Raw genomic sequence first — 25,718 nt, forward strand, 5'->3', positions numbered from 1 at the left:
ACCGATTGCTTACGCTTCGATTAAATTACACGAGACTTAAATGGGTAACCCTATCCGCTAATTTTCAACCCATATCGCTTCGCTATGATTCCTGGTTTCCAAATTATTGTAAAGTATAAAATGACTCTAGCGAAATGACAAAAATTCATTATAATCTTTTCTTTTTCTTTAAATTTTGAAATTAAAAAATAGACCTAATAATTGGTTTACAAACATAATAATAATATTACAACCTTTGACTGTACTTACTTTTTTTTGCTCATAGATATAGTATAAGCTGAAGAGCAAAGCTCTATTTATTACAATATCAGAATCACTCATTATCAAAACTATATTTCCTGTTTTCTATTTCAACTTCAACAAGTCTTATAACAGCTTCTGGCAACTGTCTAGTCCCATTTTTCATTTCAAGCAATTCATTATCAGTTTTATTCATTAGAATAGTCTCCCAATCATAGTTACCTATATAGCCAGTACCATAATTTAAAGTTCGTTTAAATAAAGACAAATGCCTTAAAAAAGAGATAGCATGCCTAAAAAAGGCCAATATCAATAAACCTAAAGCAAAGTAAAGAGGGAACTCAATATCTCCAACACCCTTTAATAAGATTAAAGGATATAAAATTATTATTAAAAAATAAGTAATTGTTAAACGAGTATAATCAATAGTATATTCAACAAGTCTTAGTCCTTCTTTTTCTTTTATTATAAGTCTTGCATTCCCAATTCCTATCCATAGATTAAAGTTAAAATCTGGTTTTAATCTAAAGAAATCGTTTTCAATCAATATCTCATTTTTCCTTTTATAAAACATTTCATCACAATAGGAATCTTTAAAACTTAACCAAAAGTTCTTTAAAACAGCATTATTTGGCGTATCATCCAATTCTTGCCTAAAAGATATTTTAAATGGTGTTTTCAATATTTACATTTTATGGTATTCAGATTTTACTCTTGCAATTTATAAAACTTAAATGGTATTCACATTGAAGGATAGAATGTTTTTTTATTATGGTTGTTGTACTACTGAAGTTAGAATTTTAGAATAAAATCATTCAGTAAATCATCACATTAAACACTTGCCATACCAATCAGTCGGTATTTACCGTATCTTTGCAGTATGAAAACTAAGGAAAACATTCTTACTCAATCTTTTCAGCTCTTTATAAACGAGGGCTATAAAGAAGTTTCTATTCAAAATATAGTGAGCCATTGTGGTATTTCTAAGGGTGCCTTTTATCACCATTTCAAATCGAAAAATGATTTATATGAGGAGGTTTTAAATCGATTTTTCTTCAATTATTTTAATGAATCGGATTTCGATTATAGTCAGGAGAAAAATCTGAAAGACAAGCTGGGTGAGTTTGTGGAGCATTTGATTAGCCCCTATGAGGAATTACTGGAACTAACCTCTCGCAAAGATTTATTGGCTTATTTTCGTTTCCTTTTTCAATCGGCAGCATCACAAGACTCCATACAATATAAAATCAATAGACATTTTTATAAGAAAGGTTATTATTTGGAGTTATTGCTTAAAGAAGAGCTGAAACAACAAAATATGGCCATAGCTATTGACGCCAAGAAAACGGCGCGATTATTACTGAGCATTGTTTTGGGGATGACCGTTTTAGATGGTATTTATGATGCAGCAAAGATAAAATCACATTTACATGAATCATTAGACATCATGATTCAAATATTAGTAAAAAAAGAATATCGTCAAGCTCAATTAGAACTTGAATTTAATTAATACTAGGGCATGAATTATCAAGAAATCATAAAAAGTCAGCAGGATTTTTTTAATTCCAATGCGACCAAACCACTTCATTTTCGCAAAGAACAATTGAAAAAGTTTCAATCCGTTTTAAAATCTAATGAAGCTTTATTATACAAAGCCATCTTTAAGGATTTTAAGAAATCAGAATTTGAAACCTATGCCACAGAGTTAGGAATGATTTATGAAGAACTGATTCATCACCTCAAGAATATCAAACTTTGGTCGACGAAAAAATACATCTCCACCAATCTGGCCAATTTCTTAGGTTCTAGCTATATCATGCCCGAGCCTCTTGGGAATGTTTTAGTGATAGGGGCTTGGAATTACCCCTATCTTTTGTCATTACAACCTGTGATTTCAGCCATGGCAGCTGGAAATACTGTTATCATTAAACCCAGTGAATTGGCTCCATATACCAGCCAAGTCATGGCGAAAATCATCAATGAGAATTTTCCTACTCATTATATGCAAGTTTGGGAAGGCGGCATTGAGGAGACCACGGAAATCCTCAAACTTCGATTTGATAAGATATTCTATACCGGTAGCGCTATAGTGGGTAAGATAGTGATGAAAGCTGCAGCTGAGCATCTTTGCCCAGTGATTTTGGAACTTGGAGGTAAGAGTCCGGCTCTAGTAACCAAGAGCGCTTCCATTAAAATGACAGCCAAAAGACTAGCTTGGGGGAAATTCCTTAATGGTGGTCAAACTTGTGTGGCTCCAGATTATATTCTCGTTGATAAAAGTGTGAAAGCAAAATTAATAGCGGAACTCATCAAACAAATCAAAAAAATTCATGGTGAACATCCTCAAAAAAGTGAGGCCTTTGTAAGAATTATAAATAATCGACATTACGATCGCTTACTTGCATTATTAGACGAAAAGAAAATCATCTTCGGTGGAGAAACCGATGAGAAAGATTTATATATCTCCCCTACCATCATGGATCATATCGAATGGAATGACAAGGTGATGCAAGAAGAAATATTTGGACCTATATTACCCATAATAGAATATGAAAATTTAGAGGAGGCCATTAAGCAGGTTAAATCTCGTGAAAAGCCACTGGCACTCTATTTATTCACCCACAAGAGAAGTACGAGTAAACGAGTTTTCAGTGAGCTTTCCTTTGGTGGAGGTGGATTAAACGAATGCATCATGCATCTAACCAATCCCGGACTACCCTTTGGAGGAGTGGGATACTCAGGAATGGGAAATTATCATGGCGAAAATGGTTTTAAAGCCTTTAGTCATCAAAAAAGTATCATTCAAAAAACAAATTGGTTTGAGCCATTTGTAAAATATGCACCCTATAATGGATTGAAGTTATGGTTGCTAAAAAAGTTGATGTAGGTGGGGAGATTGGGGGATCGATAGACTTAGTGACTTAAAAAGAAATGTTTCAGAGTTGAAGAATTGTAAATTTATGAATAAATTCTTCGTGCCTTAGTGGCAAAAAAAAGTGAATATGAAAATAAAAGCAAGAGATTATAGCAAACAAGAAGAGTTTTGGAACATCCTAACTCATGGCTTAGGTTTGGCACTCAGTATTCCTGCATTGGTATTATTGGTGGTGTTTGCAAGCATATATGGAACAGCATGGCATATCGTAAGTTTTAGTATTTATGGAGCAACATTGGTTACTTTATACGCTGCTTCTACCCTATTTCATGCGACCAAAAAGAAAAAGACACGATTGAAACTCAATGTTTTTGATCACAGTAGTATTTTTCTTTTGATAGCAGGAACCTATACTCCATTTTTACTCGTTACACTAAGAGGCCCTTGGGGTTGGTCACTATTCGGAGTCATTTGGGGATTAGCCATCACCGGAGCCATCCTCAAATTGTTTTTTACTGGTCGCTTCGACAAAATTTCTACTGCCATCTATGTATTGATGGGCTGGATGATCATTATTGCCATTAAGCCATTGATAGAAAGCTTCAGCGGTCCTGGACTCTTCTGGTTAATAGCTGGAGGAGTAAGCTATAGTATTGGAGCTATCTTTTATTTGCTACACAAACTACCTTATAATCACGCCATTTTCCACGTTTTCGTATTACTAGGCAGTATTGCGCATTTTGTAGCTGTTTTCTTTTATGTGTAAATTAAAAGAAAGTAATTATTTAGTACTCCTACTCCCAATTTAAAAGTCCTGTTGAAGGAAGGAAATGAAGAGCTGCCGAGCTGGAGACCGAGTGATAAATGGCTAAAAATAGTAAATTGGGTTGTAAAGAATGCTAAAAATGGTAAAAGATTAATGCTTCATAATTCTTTGCGTCTCTTTGGCTGGGCGTGACCTATTACCATTTAGAGTGTCAACAAAACATTTAACCGAAGAATTTACCTCCCACTAAAAGAACCTACTTCTCCCGAGAAATAGAATACTCCACCAAACCTCTCAAAGCATCAAGATAAGGACTAGGTTCTTGTCCATTTAAGAGTGCTAAAGCCTCATCTACCAATTCATTCATTTTAAATTTTGCATAATCAATTCCTCCACTCTGGTTTACTTGTGCTATGATTCCCTGAACTTTTTCTGGATTCTGATGGTGTTTCTTTATGGTTCTGATGACTTTTCGCTTTTCAGAGGAATCCATATTCTGAAGCATATATATTAATGGCAAAGTCATCTTTTGCTCTTTAACATCTATTCCTTTTGGTTTTCCGATATCTCCTGCTGTTTTAAAATCGAAAATATCATCTTTAATCTGAAAAGCTAGTCCTACTTTTTCTCCAAACAAACGCATTTTCTCCACCACTTCTGCTGAGGCATTTACCGAAGCTGCACCCACTTCACAACAACTGGCGATTAAACTGGCCGTTTTCTTGCGAATGATTTCAAAATAAACCTCCTCCGTAATATCTAATCGGCGCGCTTTCTCTATTTGCAATAATTCTCCCTCACTCATCTCCTGAGTGGCCTTTGAGACTATCTTTAATAGATGATAGTCATCATGGTTCAAGGATAACATTAAGCCTTTTGACAACAAAAAATCACCAGATAGCACCGCTATCTTATTCTTCCAGAGTGCATTTAATGAAAAGAACCCTCTCCTTTCGTTGGCATCGTCCACCACATCATCATGTACTAAAGTTGCAGTATGAAGCAATTCTATCAAAGAAGCAGCTCTATAGGTTGCGGGATTTATTTCACCAGAAATATGAGCAGTCAACATGACAAACATAGGACGCATTTGCTTACCTTTCTGCTTATAGAGATATTTGAGTATCACATCGAGAAGAGCCACATCGGTATTCATAGCTTCCTTAAATACTATCTCAAACTCTGCGAATTCCTGTTTTAAAAGTTTCTTTATTTCTTTGGTTATGGACATGTGAGCAAATTTAGGGAAATTTGTGGAATGATAAGATTTTGGGATTCATAAATCACAACCAACTCACTTTAGGAAACTAAGCTACTCAGAACAAAAAAAGCCCTGCAAAAGCAAGGCTAAATCTGTGGGATATACTGGATTCGAACCAGTGACTTCTACCCTGTCAAGGTAACACTCTAAACCAACTGAGTTAATATCCCATGAGCTGCAAAATTAGGAAATAATTCCTAATTTCCATACGCTTTTATGAATCCAATCTAAATACCTGATTGATACCATTTATCGATTTGAGTTTCTCTAAAAGCGCCTCTAAATGCTGACTATCTTGAACCAACAATCCTACTTTTCCTTCGAATAAACCTCCTTTTGAGATAAAATTCATGGAAATAATATTCACTTTCATTTCATTAGATATCACTTGTGTAATGCGATTGGCTTGTCCCATTGTATCGGTACCTAAAATACTAATGCTGGTTTTAAAATTGACTTTCTTATTATTAGCACGCCATTTAGCTTCAATGATTCGATAAGGATACCGTTTCCTCATTTCTGCAGCATTGGGACAGGTATTACGATGTACTGATATTCCTTTGGTAACAGTAACAAAGCCGAAAATTTTATCTCCTTGTATGGGGCTACAACATTTAGCCAATTGAAAATTTATGCCATCAATCTTATCAATGACCAAAACATCTTGATGAGAAGATTCTAACTCATCCTCTTCTACTTCATGCAAGCTGTCATTTATTGAATCGAAGGAAGTAGTAATATGTTTATCCTCCTCATTTTCTTCCTCTTGGATGAGTTTTTTCAAATCAAGAGGATCTATTTTCTCCAAAGCGATATTTTGAAACAACTCATAATGCTCTCTTAGTTTTAGTTTATGTACCAATTCATCGATTACATTCTGATTAAAATCTAGTTTCCAATTTTTAAACTTTCTTTCTAATATTTCTTTCCCTCGTTTGATATCAATGGTTCTCTGTACATCTAATGCTTTACGAATTTTTGTTTTCGTTCTTGAGGAGGCTACAAAATTGATCCAATCTACACTAGGCTTTTGATTTTTTGAAGTAATAATACTCACCTGGTCACCATTACGAAGCACATGCTTTATGGGGACTACTTTTCCATTGACTTGGGCATTGATACACTTATTTCCCACTTCACTATGTATGGAATAGGCAAAATCCAATACCGTAGCTCCATATTTTAGTTTTTTTAAATCACCACCAGGTGTAAAAACAAAAACCTCGTTAGTAAATTTATCAGGCTGAATTTGACCTGAATCTTTAATCTTAGATTCATCACCAATAGCTTTTCTAATTTCACTCAACCAGAAATCAATGCCTTGACTTCCCTTGCCTCCTTTATAGCGCCAATGGGCCGCCATACCGTTTTCCGCTTCCTCATCCATCCTAGCAGTGCGAATCTGTACTTCTGTCCATCTGCCATCCTCATCTTTTACCGTGGTATGCAAACTCTCATAGCCAGATCCTTTTGGCATAGTAATCCAATCCCGCATTCTACTCAAACTAGATTCATAAAGATTGGTCACAATCGAATAAGCATGCCAACAAGTTTCTTTTTCCTTCTCCTTATCACTATCCAGTATTAATCGAATAGCCCACAAATCATAAACCTTTTCAAAAGGGATATTTTGCTTCTGCATCTTAGTATAGATAGAGTTGATGGACTTAAGCCTGCTTTTAATCTTGTACTGCAAACCTTGTGCATTCATTTCCATAATTAATGGAGCAATAAATTTATTGATGATTTTATTCCTCTCTTTTTCACTTTCTGCAAGTTTGGTTTTAATGCTATCGTATATTTCAGGTTCTTGTATACTCAAAACCAAATCTTCCATTTCCGATTTAATCACATAGAAACCCAGCCGATGTGCAATGGGAATAAAAACAGTAATGGCTCCATTGAGCACCTGAACCTTTTGCTCAAAGGATTGGATTTTTTCATAATTCCGGAGGAGGTAATGACTAGCCGATAGCAAAATCAAAAGAGAACGAGTATCTCGAGCAAGACTGAGCACCAATTGTCTTTGCATATCGGCTTGTCCTAGTGCTTTATCATGCTTTACGGCTCTTACCTTTTGAACTCCTTCTAAAATCCGATGGATTTCTTCTCCATAATTATCTTTAACTTCCTTTGGTGGTTCTTTATAAGGATAGATAAATGCAAGAGTGGCTGCAGTAAATACATTACTCTGTGTTTTTAAATTTGTTTGTAAAATTGATTTCATTCCAAGCATGAGTTCCATGTTTGGAATTCCTTGATAAATATCTGAAGCGACTTTTTTTTGATCAAATTCTTTCAGTACTTTCTTGTATAAAGTGGCCCCTTTTTCATCTGCTACTTTATCTATATAATTGATAAAAGGTTCTAATCTTTTCATTGGTATTCATTTTTAGTAGTAAAATGCAAAAGCATCAATACTCAACTTATTCTCTCATTCTCTCATTCCCTCATTCTCCTTTAAACGCTACAACATTCAAACAACAGAAACTGAAGATATAAAAAATGCTAATCTAAATACTGTGACATCCTCAGTTTTCCTTTGCTTATCTTTCTTATTTTGCACCTAATGGTTTTCACCTGATATCCTTTTTTTTCTTGATGATGCGAAATGGTTTGCAATAATGTCTTTATACCATCAGGTCCTTCAATGGCTAAAAACAGTTCTTCCTCATTAAATTTATTCTTCTTCCATTCTTGACCAATATAGTTGCAGGTATATATTTCTCCTTCACTATATAATGGATGTTTGGGTTCAAAAAACACTTGACCTTTACAATTAATTCTATCTATCCTCACTGGAATGACATCTCCTATATTAAATCCAAAAGATTCATAACACTCAGCTTCCATCATATGTTTCTGACCAAAGGGGTCTTCAATAATAAAATATAACATCTCATCGGGTGCTATTGTTGTCTTCAATATTTTGAAATCATAATACTTGTTTTCTTGAAGTTGTCCTTGTTTATTCTTTATATACTCTGGTGCTGACATGGTCTGTTTTTATAAAAAAAGCGTTTATGCTTCAGGTGAGACATAAACGCTTCTTAATCATTATTTATCTACCTTATTTTTTTGCGCCACCCTTAGGTTTATTCGTAGGGTTTGAAATACTCTCTCTCATTGCTGTATCGGCTTTAATATTTTCAAATTTATAATAATCCATCACCCCAAGATTACCAGATCTAAACGCTTCTGCTAATGCCTTAGGAATCTCTGCTTCTGCTTCAATTACTTTGGCTCTAGCTTCTTGTGCAAGGGCTTTCATTTCTTGTTCTTGAGCAACGGCCATAGCTCTACGTTTTTCAGCATTGGCTTGGGCAATATTTTTATCGGCATTGGCTTGGTCCATTTGAAGAACTGCTCCAATATTCTTCCCAATATCGATATCTGCAATATCAATAGAAAGAATCTCAAAGGCCGTACCGGCATCTAATCCTTTAGATAATACAACTTTTGAAATAGAATCAGGGTTTTCCAATACAGATTTATGCGAATCAGAAGAACCAATAGAAGAGACAACACCTTCTCCAACTCTTGCCAAAACAGTTTCTTCACCTGCTCCACCCACTAATTGACGAATGTTGGCACGAACAGTTACTCGAGCTTTAGCTATTAACTGAATACCATCCTTTGCAACGGCAGTAACAGGTGGAGTATCAATTACTTTTGGATTTACTGACATTTGAACTGCCTCAAACACATCACGACCAGCCAAATCAATAGCAGTTGCCGTATTGAAATCTAGTCCCATATTGGCTTTATCAGCAGAAATGAGGGAATCCACTACTCGCTTCACTTGTCCCCCTGCAAGAAAATGGGCTTCCAAATCGTCTCGTTTTAAATCAATTCCTGCTTTTTTAGAAGCAATCATTGCTGTTACAATTATTTGAGGTGGAACCTTTCTCCATCTCATTAAAACCAATTGTAACAATGATATTCTAACACCAGAAACTAATGCAGAAAACCAAAGAGCTACAGGTATAAAATAGAGTAAAATCCATAACAGAATCACTCCTCCAATAATCATTGCTATTAATACACCAACACTTGCGTCCATTTTTTTTCTTTTAGTTGATTAAAAAATTCTTTTTTATGTATTCAGGCTGATGAAGATTTTATTTCCTTCAATGGCCACTACCTTCACATCTTTCTCGGCTTCAATAAACTCACCATGGCTAGAAACCTCATAAAACTTATTATCAAATAAGGCTTTTCCCATTGGATTGATAATTGAGGTAGTTACCCCCACAGAACCAATAGCCAGTGCATTGGCCTCTGTATTCACTTTTGACTTAATACTTGTTTTCAACATGGCCTTATTCCAGGTATTAGACCGTAAACTATAATAAAGGCTTCCCAAAGATACCAAAAGGGTGAATAACAAAATCATAGAACCCCAAACCCAACCATATTCGATATAAGATTGCCATATTCCAACTGCCATTAATATGAAGCCAATAACTCCAACTACAGTTGTACCAGGAACTACGAGTAGTTCAAGAAGGAGTAATATTAAACCTCCCAATAATAAGATGAGTATAATTAACCAAGACATATTTATCTGCTAAAATTAGTAAAAACTCAGAATCTAAGTGTAAATATTCTATGAAAATAAAATTATTTTTTTAATTCCCCTTTTTTATACATGAGAACATTGGTTTGACTACCTTTTTCATCGTATTCAATCCACTCCCCCTCTTTTAAACCATTTTTATTTCCACCCTTTAATTTTATTTGACCGTTGCTATAATACTCTATTTTTTCTCCCTCTGGAAGGTTGTTCTCATAAGATTCGATGCTCTTTAGTTCACCACTTGGGTAGAATGACCTTTGGTCACCTTCCATACTACCTTCTTTATACTGATACTCCGCTATCATTTTCCCATCGTAATCATACCATTTGGTTTTCCCATTACGTTTACCTTTAAAATACATCCCTTTTTCTTGAATCTTTCCATTATCATAGAAAATCTCAACCTTACCATTTAACAAGCCTTCAGTCCAAGTTTTTTGTCCAGTAATTCTTCCTCCATAAGTAAACTCCAATTCTTTTCCATCTTTAATCCCATCGATATAAGAAGTTGATTTTTGAATATATCCTCTATTATCAATGATAATGACAAATCCATCTAGTTTGCCATTAGCATAGTTTTCTATTTTTTTGATAGACCCTTTTTCATTAAACCTCACCCATTGACCTTCTTTCACGCTATCAACATACTTTCCTTGCTCCTTTTTGCTTCCATTTGTTTCTGACCAAAGGCCTTGTTTTAGACCATTATCATCCAAAAGATTTTTGGTAAACCTAGATTCTTGTGCCGCTAATGAAGTTGGAATAATTAAGAGAAAAATAAATAGTGATTTTAATAAAATAGATAGAATATGCTTTTTCATATATAATGGTTTAATTCGAAAGTGACATTCCGAATATGAATGATGTAAATTATTTCTTAAAATACAAATTTACACTATTACCAGTAAAAACAACTATTTTCTTAGAATGAATTTCCCAGTGATTAACTTTTCATGCTGTCCAATATGTTTGAATTTTATTCTATAAGCAAACATTTCAGCCTGCCCGTTAAAGCTGGTATTCTCACCTTCCCACCCTTGCTCTGGATCATTGGTTTCAAACACTAGTTTTCCTAATAAGTCATAGATTTGTATTTCAAACTCTTCAAAATCAGTATTGATAAAATCTACTTTAAACTCATCATTCTTACCATCACCATTGGCTATAACTAGACTTGGAATATAGTACTGAAACTGATCAATTGCATTCACAAAAACAGAAGCATAAGCAGAATCTTGGACATCTAGACATTCTGCATTAGAATACATAATAACATCCAATCTGTGGTTACTTAAAATATCTGAAGTTTGAAATACTGAACTTTCTCCAAACTGAACAATGATTTGATCCATTAGCCAATAATATTGAGGTTCTTCTCCTTCATTTTCAGGAATAGCAGAAAAGTTAATGGTTTCACCTGAAAACAATTCATTATTACTAAAGTCAATTTTTACTTTGGGAATGACTACTGGATGCACTTCTACATTCTGACTTATTATTGATGAGGTTCCGCAGTCATTGATATATGCTGCTGATATTTCAAAAGATTCTGATTGATTAGGAAATCGATATTCATCAGAAGGCTCCGCAAAATATTTATAAATATCATTATAATGCACCTCCAATTCTGCACCTAAACCACCATCTATAGAGAATCTAATGGAGTCCTCATTGGCACAGTAAAAGTCGTTCAAAATATGAATTGCCAATGGCTCCTGGGGCAATGGTTTGGAATTAAAATAGAAAGTGTCTGCCGAGATACAAGAATTATAATCTTCAAATTTAACCCAATATTCCCCATCATCAACGACAAGCGTTTCATTACCTGTAGCCCCCGTACTCCAAATAATTTGATTAAAGTCATCGCTTTCAATATTAATACTTTCACCATAGCAAAGTGAAATAGAATCATTCATATCCCAAGTAATAGGCTGATTAATAGAGATGGCTGTATTCGATAATATATCTAGAATGGTATCACCTGTTATGTCAATAAACCAAGTACTATCTTTCACCCAATTAAATTCAGCTATGGTATTAACACTTCCAATGGACTGAAATTCAAATGCCGCAATAATGGCCTCCCCAAAAGGTAAGGCTCCTATTCTCTCTAGATGGATTTCTAATCTTCCATCCTCTTCCTGATAACTATAATTAATATGATTATTATAAGATGTAAAATCTAATAATTGCAAGTTTTCATGATCATATTCGAAGAGAATACGTGCTTTTTCTATATTATAAAATTCTTTTAGTGACAAAATTAAGTAGCTAGAATCCTGAGCACAAACACTTTTGGAATCCACATCAAGATTAGCCCTTATTGGAATATCTGTGATAATGATTTCAGCGGCTTCTGATGAGATATTGGTTAAACAATCTCCATTTATAGAACACAAAAACTCCATTTTATCAAATGGCAACCTCACATCACTAATTCTTAAAGTATCGGAACGAACACCAGAAAAATAACCATCGTTTTGTAAGATCACAAAAGAGTCCATTTCACGATCTTTATAATACCATTGGTAGTTTAAGGCATTACTCGCCTCTACCACAAAATAAATATCATCACCAACAAAACACTCCACATCATGTGGCACTTGAACAAAACTAGGGTTTGCTTCGATGTGAATACCTTGACGGATAGTATCAATACATCCAAATAGATTCTCTAAATATAATTCTACATTATAATCTCCAGGTTCAGCAAAAGTATGTTGTGGATTTAAATCTTGCGAAAATTCAGTATCATCACCAAAATTCCATTGGAAAGAAACAGTATTAGGCGGTAAATCAGCACAATCTGGATCTATAAAATGAAATCCAACACTCTCCCCTTCACAATAAATATCTTGTTCATTATCAATATGAATTTGATAATATTGCTCAATAGATATGTTCTGATAAACAACAGCATTTTGATTAAAACTATATAAACCAAAGAGACCGGGGTCAAAACAGCCATCCATTTCAAATATTAACTCACCATCTATACTAATCTTTACTTTTTTATAGGTATAAATAAGTTCGAATTGATAAATAGTGCTGTATTCCCAACCCATATTACTACTGTAACGATAATCTAATAAGTTGAAATTTTCATTATTCAAATGCCCCCAAAAATGGCGATATGTAGAAACAGGATCCTCCTCTATTAACCCTTTTGCTTCAACCAAGCTAAAGCCTTCGTTGGCATAAAAACTACCAAATGCCACAGGACAATATTGACCTTCTTTTTTCCAATCAAACAAATAAAAATGATTATCGTTGCTTTGAGTGTTAATGTTTGGAGATTTATAACCAAAAACAAAGCCGATAAAATCATCATCATTAATGATTGGATTCACATAAACCTCTCCTGTGATCTTAACATTTAACAAGGTATCATTATTCACTAAAAAAGAAGGTTGCCAATCAGATGAACTACATACTACGGTATTGTCATCTATGGTATTCCATTCAATAAAAGAAGACATTCCATTTGTGGTATAATCTTCAAAATTAACTTGCATATCACACTGTGAGTAACCATTTACCGAAATAAATGCCACAAGGAATGAATAGATATACGCTAATTTAGTTTTCACAGATCACATATTATAAAACAAATGTATAAAAAAGAAATTTCAAAACAAATCAATAATTATCACACCATTGATTATCAACACAATACAAACCAAGCTTTTTTTTTGAATATAAATACGCTTTAGTCATTAGAACTGATTTTTTACTAATTTTACTCCTCTTTTTATTCAAATGAAAAAAACCATTTTACTCATATCACTATTTTTCACCTTGGCTTCTTGTCAAACAGGAATGCGAGCAGATCTTATTCTTCTAGAGAATGGAAAAGAATTGTTTTTTCAAGCCCAATATCAAAAAGCACTCATCCCTCTTCAGAAATCTGCCAGAATAAATCCAAGAAATGATGTGGCCATAGCTTATTTGGGTTACTGCCAATACTATCTAGATGATTGGTCTACTGCACTTATATATTTCAATCAATCTTTAAAACTAAATACTAGAAATAATATTGCCCTTTTTGGGAAATCTCTAATCCTTTGGAATATGGATGACCGACTGAATGCCTATCTCATTTTTGATTCTGTTGGTAAAATCAATCCAAACCATGATAAGGTATTTTATTATAAAGCTCAGGCTGAACTTTATTTTGGCGACACCTTATCCAGCGAGAAAAGCTTAAAGAAAGCCATAAATAATGCCCAAGACTATAGCGAACCTTATTACTTATTAGCAAGTATTTACTTTAAGAAAGGACTTCATTCTAAAGCAGACTCTATCATTCGAATTGCCTCCTCCAAAAAAGAGAAATTGCTGAAACAAACTTAAGGTAAATTCTTTTCTATAGTGTAATACCACAATAACTCGGGTTTAAATCATTGAGCTCACACTAGGTTCTCGATTGCAAACGACTACAAGGAACTAGCAATGCTAATCCGAACGTCTACAACAATGATTATCTAACATATATTCTCAATTCAAGTGTTTCTAAAATAACATCCAATAAAAAAGGCCATTCAGCATCGTTTCTAGCTGAGCTAAACAAATAATCCTGTGTTTTTTCAACTATCATATCTTGCACTGGTCTCCTCAGGCTAGAGGTGTATATACTTAGCTTTTCATAAAATAACCCATGACTGAATTCACACCAAACTATTAACTTTAAGCACTTTATCAGGTACATCTACTTTATATTTATCTGATATTTAACAAAGGTAATAAAATAGTTTTGAGTGTTATATGTACTCGAAAAACATTTCCGAGCGAGATGGTGTAAGTGTCGTAATCATAGTTGTATGAATAGTCTACACCATTTACATTTTCTATTTTTGATGATAATCTAAATAGGGGATCATAATAATCTATATTATTGGCAAGATAGTCTGGATCATTATTATTGCCAATTATAATACTAGCATTGCTAAGCAAGCCTAAAGCATTATTTTGATCATAATTGTATGTTTTTGAAATATTGTTTGGCTCTTCAATTTCTATATCCTACCCAAATCTCGATTCTCCTTCTATTTTAAACGCTTATATTACAGAAAGAAATAATTTTGATGAACTCATTGACACTTTAACTCTAGGAGTATTAAATGAACAAAATTCTTACACCATATTTATTGACTTTAAAGAAAACTCACCAAATTACCTCCTTCTTATTGAAAGCACATTGAAGTATGATACTTTGTATGACATTAATTATAATAGAAAAAGTAATTGTAAGGAAAATATTAAGGATTTTAAATACAGACTTAATGGCGAATTAATGACAACTAAACAATTGAGTATCCATTAGTGTTCTTTTTACAAAAAAAGCTCCTCCTAATACCAGGAGAAGCCATTTATAAGGAACAAAATTCTAAAATTAGATTCTGTTATTTCTTACTCTTTTTCTATCATGTTCACTTAATAGAATCTTACGAATACGAAGAGATTCTGGGGTTACTTCTAAATATTCATCTTTTCTAAGATACTCCATTGCTTCCTCCAGAGAAAATCGAATTGGAGGAACAATAACCACTTTATCATCAGCACCAGAAGAACGCATATTACTCATCTTCTTAGTTTTAGTAACATTAATCACCAAATCATCTTGTCTGATATGCTCACCTATAACTTGTCCTTCGTAAATATCTTCGTTAGGTCCAATATGAAAAGCTCCTCTATCTTGTAATTTATCTATAGAAAACGGAATAGACATTCCAGTTTCCATGGCTATTAAAGCACCATTTCTTCTCGTATTCAACTCCCCCTTCATAGGTTGATATTCTAGGAAACGATGTGCCATTACAGCCTCTCCTTCTGTTGCTGTGAGCATGTTATTTCTCAAACCGATAATACCCCTTGATGGAATTTCAAATTCTAAATGAATACGGTCTCCTTTGGTATCCATAATCTTCATTTCACCTTTACGCTGAGAAGCCATTTCAATCACTCTTCCACTAAATTGCTCAGGAACATGAACAGTCAATAACTCAATAGGCTCATGCTTTACCCCATCAATTTCTTTATATAAAACCTGAGGCTGACCTAATTGAAACTCATAGCCTTCACGGCGCATGGTTTCTATCAGAATTGACAAGTGAAGAATCCCTCTACCAAATACATTATATGAATCAGGAGAATCAGTTTCCTTAACTTTTAAAGCTAAGTTTTTTTCAATCTCTTTAAATAATCTTTCTCTAATATGTCGAGAAGTCACATATTTACCTTCCTTCCCAAAGAATGGTGAATTATTAATGGTAAAAAGCATACTCATAGTAGGCTCGTCAATCTTCACAGCTGGCAATCCTTCAGGGTCTTCAAAAGCAGCAACAGTGTCACCAATATCGAAATTTTCAACTCCTAGTAAAGCTACTATTTCACCACTGTGAACAATATCTTTTTTCTTTTCTTTACCTAAGCCTTCAAAAACATATAATTCTTTAATTTTAGATCTAGTAATGGTTCCATCACGCTTGACTAAAGAAATATTCTGCCCCCACTGTAAAGTCCCACGAGTTAATTTTCCAATAGCAATTCTACCTACAAAGCTAGAATAATCTAAGGAAGTAATTCTCATTTGAGTACTACCTTCTACATGCTGGGAAACTGGAATATGCTCTAAAACCACATCCATTAAATATTTAACATCTTCAGTTGGCTTTTGCCAATCTTCACTCATCCAACCTTCTTTTGACGAACCATAAACAACGGGAAAATCCAATTGATCTTCAGTAGCATTTAAGCTGAACATTAAGTCGAAAACTTTCTCAACAGCCTCCTCAGGATCACAATTTGGCTTATCTACCTTATTCACCACCAAGATAGGCTTCAATCCCAACTCAATAGCTTTTTGTAAAACGAAACGAGTTTGAGGCATTGGGCCTTCAAAAGCATCTACTACCAATAGTACTCCATTGGCCATATTTAACACTCGTTCTACCTCTCCTCCAAAGTCACTGTGACCGGGAGTATCGATAATGTTTACTTTGGTATCTTTATATCTAACCGACACATTCTTAGATAGAATGGTAATTCCTCTTTCACGTTCCAAGTCGTTATTATCAAGAATTAATTCTTTCACTTCTTGATTGTCACGGAACAATTTCACCTGATGTAAAATTTTGTCAACCAAGGTAGTTTTACCGTGGTCAACGTGGGCTATAATAGCAATGTTTCTAATATCCAGCATTTAGGTCTTTTTAAAATGGCTGCAAAAGTAGTCATATTATTAATAGCATTGAGATAATTTATTAAGCGATTTGTTAAGGGAAAATTAAGAATGAAAAACAGACTGTAATAAGCTGATTTTCTTTTAAAAAAGAGAAGCTGTAAAGTGTTTTTACAGGTAAAGAAATGTAAGATTTCTTATCATATTTATAATCCTCTTTAATTTGCTATTACAATTCCGATTATATCTAGCAAATTAACATGGTAAAATCCCTCATAAAAACACCTTTAATCGATACATAAAATAGAACAATGATTAATCAGAAATTAAACCTTCATTAAATTTTGATAACACTTCCTCCTGAAATCAAATGCAAAAGTATTATGAACAGAATTATGAAAGACTGCTGCAATTTTTTTGTAAAAAAAGCACCATAACCATAATCACAGATTTCTCCCCTATTTTGCTATGTCATTTTCAAAAACCAATCCTCATCATATGCACTATTTTCTTTGCTTTAATTTGTAAAGAATATTGCTTACATCACTATTTTTGAAGAACTTGCTTATGTTTTATTTAAGGTTTATTATAAAGATAGCACTCAAAACACCTAATTAACCTGAAATATCTAGAAATCCATCAACTCATGAGAAGAACTTTAAATCAAGTAAAATTTCACTATATTTGAATGGTGAACTTTGTTATTATTTTAGTTCTCTTGACTAAAGCACATTTATATCACCACAAACATAGATAACCAATCATTGCCAGTAATTTATTGCTTACCATTTTTTTTAAAGATTTTGTCTTAACCCTATTATTCTGTGATTATGATACGTTTTTTAAGCATTGAAGGACTATATGACCAATTAACGAAACTGCAATCCATTTTAAAGAAAACATGGACAGATTCGGATTTTATAAATGTTCCAAGTACTGAATCCCTGCTCCTGTTTGCCAAAGACCACCAACCCGACATCATATTTTTAAGCTTTAATGCTTCGAAGAAAAATGGCATTGATCTCTGCAAAGAATTAAAGATAGACTCCTCTGTTTCTCACATTCCAATAGTATTTATCTATTCTTCTGAAGAAGATAAAAACCTACGAATAAAAGCTTTAGAGGAGGGTGCTGACGCGTTTTTATCCAGTCCTATAGATGAAGTCAATTTGATAGCACAAGTTAATTTACTACTAAAATTAAAAACAGCTAAAAAGCCAGTAGATGAAACTCATATTTTACTCAAAAAGGCTGAAGAAGAAATAGAGAATCTAAAAAAGACTGAGAAAAAATTGCGTGATATATTTGGGAGTATGAGCGAAGGTTTTTCCATTCAAGATGTGATAATTGATGAAGCTGGAAACCCTATTGACTTAAGGTTTATGGAGGCTAATCCTGCATTTGAAAAGCAAACAGGTTTAATAAATGACCAAACCCTAGGACATACCCTCCTCGAATTATTCCCTACTTCGGAAGATTATTGGATTAAACGATATGGAAAGGTTGGGATTACCGGAGAACCCATCTCTTTTGAAGCTATGTTTGGCCCATTAAATATTTTTTATCGTGTGAATGCCTTTCAAACAGCACCCAACCAATTTGGTGTTCTCTTTACTGATATCAACGAGAAAAAACTTCATGAAATAGAATTAACAAAAGCCAAAGAAAGGGCTGAAGAAAGTGAGAGAAGCCTTAAAAGAGGTCAAGTCATTGCTAAAATGGGCTTTTGGAACATTCATATTGAAACGAATGAGGTGACAGGCTCAGATGAACTATTGAAAATTTTCGAATTAGAGAAAGGAAACCTAACTGTAGACACCTTCCTGCAGGTGGTACATCCAGATGACAGTGAAATGGATCTTCTCCATATCAATAATGGTATAGAAAATGGAATTCCTTGGGAAATTGAACATCGTTTACTATTTCCTGATGGCAGAATCAAATGGATAAATGTTGTAGGTGAACCTGAAAAAAACGATAAAAATGAAGTTAAATCAATAATAGGAATTGTTCAAGATATTACTTCACGCAAGAATGCCGAAATGGCTCTAAAACAAAGTAGAGACAGAGAAAAACTCATGGCAGATATCGTTAAAGAGTCTTCTATTGGTATAGCCATTGGTTATCCTAATGGCAAGCTTGGCATGTGTAATAAAGCTTATCAAACCATTACTGGCTATACGGAGGAGGAATTACAAAACCTGAATTGGAATAAGGTATTAACTCCTCCTGAGTGGGAAGAACCAGAAACTATCAAACTACAAGAACTTCATCGAACAAAAAAGCCTGTTAGCTATGAAAAGGAGTATTTTAAAAAAGATGGTTCTAGAGTACCTATAGAACTTTTAGTGCATCCTCGCTTTGATAATAAAGGTGAAGTTGAATACTATTTTGCATTTGTAACTGATATTACTAAAGAAAAGGAAAACTTGGCTTCATTGCAAAATAGTGAAATACGATACAAGACATTATTTAATGATTCGCCTATACCTTTATGGGAAGAGGACTTCACTGAACTTACTCAATTCTTTAATACACTTAAGAATAAAGGAGTAAAAGATTTAAATAAGTACTTTGATGAGTTTCCTAATGAATTATCTGCTTGTACAAAAATGGTTAAAATAATCGATGTTAATAAAGCCACATTAGCATTACATAGCGCAGAAAACAAAGAACAATTGATTGGGAAGTTAGACAAAACATTTACGAAAAATTCTTTCAATGTTTTTAGAGAAGAATTAGTTACTGTTTTTAATGGTGAAAATTATTATGAATCAGAAGCTGAGGTAAAGGCCTTAACTGGAGAAGTAAAAAATATCCATATTACTTTAAAAATTGACCAAAGCTCAAAAGAAAGGGTACGAGCATTATTGGCCACCGCAGATATTACAGAAAGAAAACAAATATTTGAAGAGCTTGAAAATCGAAACAATTATATTGAAGCCATTATGGAAAATATGCCCATAGGTTTTGCAGTCAATACTATTGATGATGGAAATGTTAAATATTTAAACAAACTATTCGAAACTATTTATGGCTGGCCCAAAGAGGTATTAACCAATACGAGCATATTTTTTGAAAAAGTTTTTCCTGAGAAAGAATATCATGATAAGATGAAAACAAAAATCGTTTCTGATATGCAGAGTGGCGATCCAAAAAGAATGAGGTGGAACAACCTAAAGATTACTACCAATAAAGGTGAGACACGCTATGTATTAGCTTATAATATTCCATTAATCGATCAAAACATTATGATTTCAACTGTTCAAGATGTTACAAAAAGAAAGGAGGCAGAAGAAAAAATCAACAAACAATTAAGTGAATTACAACGCTGGCACGATACCATGATCAACAGAGAAGAAAAAACCATCGAGTTAAAAATTGAGATTAACCGATTACTCCAGAAATTAGGACAACCCATTAAATATTCTAGTGTTTTGGATGTTAATTCAAAAGAGGAATAAGCACTGAAAGCAAACCGCAATAAACAACTCATATACAAGCCATTCCAAATTAAAAAGATAGCATACGAGCATAAACAAATGAAATATTTAAGTATATTTGGTAACTAAATGAAATTATATGAAAAAACTTATACAATATTGCATTATCATTCAATGTCTGTTTTTTCTATCACCATTCTCTTGGGGACAAAGTACAGCTGAAACTTTAAAAGCTAAAGATCTTGTTGAGCTCTCTTTTCAAGAATTAATGAACATTCAAATTAAAACCGGTACTTTAACTGGTCTTGAACGTTCAAAAACTCCTGCAACACTAACCATAATTACACAGCAAGATATTGAAAGCACTCCTGCTAGAAATCTATTAGACCTACTGGAGATTTATGTTCCTAGTGGAACCTTTGTAAATCATTGGCTTGGTCCTCGCATTGGTATTCGTGGTATTATGAGTGATCAAAATAATTCTTTTCTCTTGATAGTTAATGGGGAACAAATGAACCTGAGATATAATAATGGCCCATTTTTCGAAATCCTAAATAAAGACCTTTCAGATATTGAAAAAATTGAGATCATCAGCGGACCAGGTTCTGTTACATATGGACCAGGAGCCATTGGCGGGGTCATTTCTATTACGACTATTTCTGCAAAAAATGCTGATAAAGCTAATATTGGAATAACTCATGATTTCACCTATCGCTATTCTTATTTAAATGGCCAATATTCTCATAAAAACAAATCATTTTCTGCTTCGATATTTGGTTCTATTGGGAAATCTGATGGGATAAAAGACCCTGAATTTTATTATATCGATCGTGCCCATGGCTATGGTTATGGTTTTATGTCAAGTACATGGGGAAACAAAGGAAAAGGAAGTCCTGCGCCAAACTTTTATGCTGATTTTGACAATAGACCAGAAGCAAAAGTACAATTAGACATCAACTTCTTAAAGGAGTTCCGGTTTTTAGCTCGATACACTAGTTTTAGCTTTGTCAAACAAACCCAACAAGGAAAGTCCATTGAAGGCCCAGCATTTTCAGGACATTATGGTCAACAATTTACATCTTCACTAAGAAATGAACATCAGTTTTCTAATAAAATCGAATTACAAACTAATGTTGGCTTCCAATCTCAAAGCATAGGAGATATACAACTCTATCAAGGAGACAAAAAACCATTTCATGATATCACTCAAAGAAATGGTTCATACAGTGAAAATAGACTGAACTTCCAATCCCTATTAAACTATCAACCTGGTAAAAAGTTAAAATTAGCTTTGGGTGTAGAATATAATTATTGGTATTACGGAACAGAATGGGGGAAATCCAAAGATTCTTTTGTCATGGACTTTGCACCACCTGTTAAATTTGCAGTTAAAGATTCTAATTCTGGCTTTTATCAACAGTATAATGAAAATGGTATTGTTACCCTTATTGAATCGCCAATTGATGCCCACCAAATATCTAGTTTTTTTGAGCTTAACTACCAAGTTTTTGATAAAACCACCATTTTGCTCTCTGGTAGAGTAGACAAACACAATTTGGCTAAAATCGCATTTTCACCAAGAATAGCTTTAATTCAAGAAATAAATAAAAATAATTATGTAAAACTTATTGCTCAACAATCGGTTAGATTACCGAATTTCAGGGAGTTATATACCATCAGATATACAAATGATGAATATCCTAATCCTGAGAAGATAAAAGGGATTGAGCTAATCTATTCTAGCCTTATTTTACAAAACTTCACCATGAATCTTTCGACTTTTTATCGGTCTCTTAATCAAATAGCATGGACAGAAAATGAAAAATCAGAATTAATTGGTAATTATAATACAGCAGGTTTTGTTGTGGATTTATCCTATAAAAAAAAGAAATTGGGCATAAGACTTAACTATTCTTTTACCAAACAATTGAATTGGGATCCAGAATTTGAACTCAATACCTATTTATCAAACATAGGATTAGATAGCTTAGACATTCCCATGAATGATGCTGGAAATAATAGAATTAATAATTTCCCTCAACACCAAATTAAACTTATCACAAACTATCAATTCAATTCGTCCTTTTCTGCACATTTTAATGCACGATTTGCCTCGGAATACGGACAAATAGATATGTTAAATATGTTTAGAGATATCCATAATAACTATGGTGATACCCCTACCCAAATCGAAATGAATGATATATATAATGATGTAACTGATAAAGGATATGCAAAACCATCCTTTACTTCTAATCTTTCTATTTCTTATCACTTCGATATTAGTAAGACTGATTTTGCATTTACTGCTTATGTTATGAATTTATTCTCGGTCAATCATGTAAGATATGTTTTTCAATATTGGGAGGATGGAAATAATAGGCAATATCCCAGACAAGTTGGATTCATTAATGAACCACGTAGTTTTGGTTTTCGTTTAACAGCTAAGTTTTAATAGAATAGAAAATGAAAATCAGAAAAATTCAAATCTTATTATTTCTCCTTATGCTGATGAGCTCCATCCAAGCTCAAGTATCAGAAAACGAATTTAAAGCCGCTTTTATTGAGCGTTTTACTCGTTTTGTGGAATGGCCCATGGAGTTTAACAGCGAAAGCGATACATTTAAAATCGTGGTCATTGGAGAAACACCTATTCAAAAATCTCTTGATGAATTATTTGAAAACACCAATATCAAAAAATTAGATGTAGAAATAAAATACACCAATGAAATACAAGATATCAAAGAGGCTAACTTGGTATATATCTCTTCAAGTGAAAAAAACAGAATCGCTGAAATCCTTTCTTTCACAAATGAATACCCAATACTCACCATAAGTGGGTCAGAAGGGTTTGGAGTAAAGGGAATACACATAAACATGTATATTGAGGATAATCATATCCGTTATGAAATTAATGAAGAATCCATTAAAAATTCTAATCTGAATGTTAGTAGTCTCCTACTCAATTCGGCAAAAATTGTAGAAACAGATGAATAAGCCAAACTACATAAATAATTTGTCGATTAAAAATAAGATGATAGCCATTATTCTATTCATTACTTTTTTGACCATTAGTATAGGGTTTACATTCATTAGTTTATGGAATACTAACAGATTGAAAAATGAAATACATTCTGGGCTTATACTGAATGCCAAATTAGTGGCTAGTTATTGTATTGCTCCTTTAACATTTGACGATAATCAACAAGCGACCGAACTCTTATCACAATTAAAAAACATCAATTTTATCGAAGTAGCAATATTGTATAGTAAGGATGGTGAAGTATTCGCTCAATATTATGAAGATGAAAATCACAATAAAAAATCACCGCTTTCGATTAATAATACAAACACTTTTAAAGATGATTATTTTTATATAACTGAAAACGTCATTTTCCAAAATGAACAATATGGAACCCTTTTTATTAAAGCAAACTCAAATGCCCTCATTCAGGCTAAAAGAAACATGCTCATCATTCTTTCTATACTTCTGATCATTCTAATTCTATTATCATTGATTTTAGCCAATTCGATGCAGAAACACATCTCTCAGCCTATATTAACATTAAGTAATCATGTTAATAAAATGGCATCTAACCAAGATTTTTCGGAATCCATTTCAAAAAAATATAACGACGAGGTAGGTTTACTATATGATGGTTTTAATAATTTCTTAAACCAGATAAACATCAGACAAGAAGAACGAGATATTGCCATGTCCGCTTTAATTGAAAGTGAAGAACGCAATCAAATTCTCTTGAACTTCTCACCTGTGGGCCTCGTATTAAGCAAAATGGATGGCACATTTATAGAAGTTAATTCTTCTTTTGAAAAGATATTAGGAATGGATAATCCTGAAATTCTAAAGCTCAGCTATCATGATATCAGTCCTAAAAAATACCATTTGGAGGATGATAAACAATTTGAAACCTTAGTAAAAACGGGGAAATATGGTCCTTACGAGAAAGAATTCATCAATCGTAACGGAGATTTAGTTCCTGTTAATCTTAGTGGAATCATCTTAGAAAGAGATGGTGAAGAATTCATTTGGTCAAGTATTGAAGATATTACAGAACGTAAAAAAGCGGAAGAGGAAATTCATGAATTATTGAGGGCCTCTAAAAAATCTGGAATTGTTTTGCTTAGTGTTTTGGAAGACGAGAGATTTGCACGAGAAGAAATTAAAAAGCTGAACGAGAACCTAGAAAAACGAGTTAAAGAGAGAACTCAACAGCTCGAATCTGCAAACAAAGAAATGGAGGCTTTTAGTTATTCGGTTTCACATGATTTAAGAGCTCCTCTGCGGCATATTAATGGATATATAGATATGCTTAGGAGACAATTCCCAGAATCCATATCCACAATAGGTATGAGATATATGGATATCATAGCTGATTCTGCTCATGAAATGGGACAATTAATTGATGATTTACTACAGTTTTCTCGAACAGGACGGCAAGAAATGAAAAAATCAGATGTAGATATGAATTTAGTCTTTGAACAAGCCTACCAAAGAGCCATTTCCAATTCCGAAGACAGAAATATTATTTGGAAAAAGAAAAAACTTCCTATTACTTATTGCGACAAGTCTTTGATTAAACAAGTGTGGGTTAACCTTTTAAACAATGCTATAAAATTCACAAAAGAGAAGGAAAATGCAATAATTGAAATTGATTATCAAGAAAATGAAAAATATTTTGTATTTTGCCTATCCGATAATGGTGTTGGTTTTGACATGAAATATGCTGATAAATTATTCGGAGTATTTCAGCGCCTACATTCAAAATCAGAATATGAGGGAACAGGTATAGGACTAGCTAATGTTCAAAGAATTATAATACGTCACAATGGAGAAATTTGGGCTAAAGCAGAACCTAATAAAGGAGCTGCATTTTATTTCACAATACCAAAATGCTAGGAGGAAAAAAAATGAATAAACTAAAACCAATATTATTAGTTGAGGATGATCCTAGAGATGCCGAATTAACCATTATGGCTCTTGCAGATCATAATCTATCAAATAGAGTTACCCATGTAAATGATGGTGTAGAAGCTTTAGAGTTTTTACGCTACCAGGGGAAATTTGCTGATAGAGAAAGGGAAATCCCTGCTGTAATTCTCTTGGATATTAAAATGCCTAAAATGGATGGAATAGAAGTATTAGAAATTATACGTAATGATAATACACTAAAAACCCTCCCCATCGTTATGCTATCATCCTCCCGTGAGGATCCTGATTTACAAAAATGCTACGCTTTAGGTGTTAATGCCTATGTTGTAAAGCCCGTTGATTTTAAAGAATTTATAGACTCAGTAAAAAATATTGGAATATTTTGGGCTCTTATTAATGAAATCCCATCAAATAAATAGATAA

Annotated in this window: 19 protein-coding genes and 1 tRNA gene; 10 read left to right on the forward strand and 10 right to left on the reverse strand. The window is 33.4% G+C overall.

What is annotated here, in order from left to right:
* Window positions 1-313: 313 nt before the first annotated feature.
* Window positions 314-922, reverse strand: coding sequence for a hypothetical protein (locus tag HNS38_RS06865; protein ID WP_172278859.1), 609 nt, complete (start codon window positions 920-922; stop codon window positions 314-316).
* A 198-nt stretch (window positions 923-1,120) separates the two neighbouring features.
* Here HNS38_RS06865 and HNS38_RS06870 point away from each other — a divergent pair, with 198 nt between their 5' ends.
* From HNS38_RS06870 to HNS38_RS06880, 3 genes are all read left to right on the forward strand, one after another.
* Window positions 1,121-1,750, forward strand: coding sequence for a TetR/AcrR family transcriptional regulator (locus HNS38_RS06870; protein WP_172278857.1), 630 nt, complete (start codon window positions 1,121-1,123; stop codon window positions 1,748-1,750).
* A 9-nt stretch (window positions 1,751-1,759) separates the two neighbouring features.
* Complete coding sequence (locus tag HNS38_RS06875) at window positions 1,760-3,127, forward strand: aldehyde dehydrogenase (RefSeq protein WP_172278856.1); 1,368 nt, start codon at window positions 1,760-1,762, stop codon at window positions 3,125-3,127.
* Window positions 3,128-3,242: 115 nt separating this feature from the next.
* Window positions 3,243-3,881, forward strand: a complete 639-nt coding sequence (locus tag HNS38_RS06880; protein ID WP_172278854.1) for a hemolysin III family protein — start codon at window positions 3,243-3,245, stop codon at window positions 3,879-3,881.
* Between the two features lie 256 nt (window positions 3,882-4,137).
* On the opposite strand, the gene HNS38_RS06885 is transcribed toward HNS38_RS06880, so the two are convergent.
* The 8 genes from HNS38_RS06885 to HNS38_RS06920 form a co-directional block, all read right to left on the reverse strand.
* Window positions 4,138-5,112, reverse strand: coding sequence for a polyprenyl synthetase family protein (locus HNS38_RS06885; RefSeq protein ID WP_172278853.1), 975 nt, complete (start codon window positions 5,110-5,112; stop codon window positions 4,138-4,140).
* Window positions 5,113-5,237: 125 nt separating this feature from the next.
* Window positions 5,238-5,312: transfer RNA gene (locus HNS38_RS06890), tRNA-Val, on the reverse strand.
* A 44-nt stretch (window positions 5,313-5,356) separates the two neighbouring features.
* Complete coding sequence (locus HNS38_RS06895; protein WP_172346186.1) at window positions 5,357-7,522, reverse strand: bifunctional (p)ppGpp synthetase/guanosine-3',5'-bis(diphosphate) 3'-pyrophosphohydrolase; 2,166 nt, start codon at window positions 7,520-7,522, stop codon at window positions 5,357-5,359.
* A gap of 128 nt (window positions 7,523-7,650) precedes the next feature.
* Window positions 7,651-8,139 carry a hypothetical protein gene (locus tag HNS38_RS06900; protein WP_172278850.1) on the reverse strand — a complete coding sequence of 163 codons (489 nt, stop codon included), beginning with the start codon at window positions 8,137-8,139 and terminating at the stop codon, window positions 7,651-7,653.
* Window positions 8,140-8,212: 73 nt separating this feature from the next.
* Complete coding sequence (gene floA, locus HNS38_RS06905) at window positions 8,213-9,175, reverse strand: flotillin-like protein FloA (RefSeq protein ID WP_371742921.1); 963 nt, start codon at window positions 9,173-9,175, stop codon at window positions 8,213-8,215.
* A 63-nt stretch (window positions 9,176-9,238) separates the two neighbouring features.
* A complete protein-coding gene (locus HNS38_RS06910) occupies window positions 9,239-9,703 on the reverse strand; it encodes an NfeD family protein (RefSeq protein ID WP_172278846.1) in 465 nt (154 codons plus the stop codon).
* Window positions 9,704-9,765: 62 nt separating this feature from the next.
* Entirely contained in the window at window positions 9,766-10,542 is a 777-nt protein-coding gene (locus HNS38_RS06915) for a toxin-antitoxin system YwqK family antitoxin (RefSeq protein WP_172278844.1), read from the reverse strand.
* Window positions 10,543-10,635: 93 nt separating this feature from the next.
* Window positions 10,636-13,311, reverse strand: a complete 2,676-nt coding sequence (locus HNS38_RS06920; RefSeq protein WP_172346187.1) for a gliding motility-associated C-terminal domain-containing protein — start codon at window positions 13,309-13,311, stop codon at window positions 10,636-10,638.
* 169 nt (window positions 13,312-13,480) lie between these two features.
* On the opposite strand from HNS38_RS06920, the gene HNS38_RS06925 reads away from it, so the two are divergent.
* Together HNS38_RS06925 and HNS38_RS06930 are read left to right on the forward strand one after the other, a co-directional pair.
* Window positions 13,481-14,074 (forward strand): tetratricopeptide repeat protein, encoded by a 594-nt coding sequence (locus HNS38_RS06925; RefSeq protein WP_172278841.1) that lies wholly within the window; start codon window positions 13,481-13,483, stop codon window positions 14,072-14,074.
* 643 nt (window positions 14,075-14,717) lie between these two features.
* Window positions 14,718-15,044, forward strand: a complete 327-nt coding sequence (locus tag HNS38_RS06930) for a hypothetical protein (protein ID WP_172278839.1) — start codon at window positions 14,718-14,720, stop codon at window positions 15,042-15,044.
* A gap of 69 nt (window positions 15,045-15,113) precedes the next feature.
* On the opposite strand, the gene typA is transcribed toward HNS38_RS06930, so the two are convergent.
* Entirely contained in the window at window positions 15,114-16,922 is a 1,809-nt protein-coding gene (typA, locus tag HNS38_RS06935; protein WP_172278837.1) for a translational GTPase TypA, read from the reverse strand.
* Between the two features lie 809 nt (window positions 16,923-17,731).
* On the opposite strand from typA, the gene HNS38_RS06940 reads away from it, so the two are divergent.
* The 5 genes from HNS38_RS06940 (at window position 17,732) to HNS38_RS06960 (ending at window position 25,714) form a co-directional block, all read left to right on the forward strand.
* Entirely contained in the window at window positions 17,732-20,365 is a 2,634-nt protein-coding gene (locus HNS38_RS06940) for a PAS domain S-box protein (RefSeq protein WP_172346188.1), read from the forward strand.
* Between the two features lie 118 nt (window positions 20,366-20,483).
* On the forward strand, window positions 20,484-22,799 hold the full coding sequence (locus HNS38_RS06945) for a TonB-dependent siderophore receptor (protein ID WP_172346189.1): 2,316 nt from the start codon (window positions 20,484-20,486) through the stop codon (window positions 22,797-22,799).
* An 11-nt stretch (window positions 22,800-22,810) separates the two neighbouring features.
* A complete protein-coding gene (locus HNS38_RS06950) occupies window positions 22,811-23,341 on the forward strand; it encodes a YfiR family protein (protein WP_172278829.1) in 531 nt (176 codons plus the stop codon).
* Window positions 23,334-25,262, forward strand: a complete 1,929-nt coding sequence (locus tag HNS38_RS06955; RefSeq protein WP_172278828.1) for an ATP-binding protein — start codon at window positions 23,334-23,336, stop codon at window positions 25,260-25,262. The genes HNS38_RS06950 and HNS38_RS06955 overlap by 8 nt, the downstream gene beginning before the upstream one ends.
* Before the next feature lie 11 nt (window positions 25,263-25,273).
* Complete coding sequence (locus HNS38_RS06960; RefSeq protein ID WP_172278826.1) at window positions 25,274-25,714, forward strand: response regulator; 441 nt, start codon at window positions 25,274-25,276, stop codon at window positions 25,712-25,714.
* The last annotated feature ends 4 nt before the right edge of the window (window positions 25,715-25,718 follow it).

The sequence above is a fragment of the Lentimicrobium sp. L6 genome (assembly GCF_013166655.1).
Lineage (GTDB): Bacteria > Bacteroidota > Bacteroidia > Bacteroidales > UBA12170 > UBA12170.